This window comes from Gracilimonas amylolytica, assembly GCF_002911695.1.
Classification (GTDB): domain Bacteria; phylum Bacteroidota; class Rhodothermia; order Balneolales; family Balneolaceae; genus Gracilimonas; species Gracilimonas amylolytica.
The window spans coordinates 1-244 of record NZ_PQBS01000033.1 but is presented as its reverse complement, the minus strand read 5'-3'; positions in this window follow the sequence as shown (position 1 = coordinate 244).

The following is a 244-nucleotide window of genomic DNA, read 5'->3' as shown; positions in this document are numbered from 1 at the left end:
CGCGTTATGCTTTCCAAACCTACATTCAACCCCGCTTCGCTCTGGATGACAACTCTATGGTAATAAATGAATCCTGTAAATGCCTTACCAATCCCATAAATCCCGGTTCAAAATGAGACAGTAACCAAAGTCTATACCATATTCACAATTTACCAGGCATAAAAGGCGTCCTTCTCCTTGAGAAGGAGAAGACCTACCTCAATCGGCAGGCAGGCAAATGAGGTCGTGAATTGGGGCTACCAAG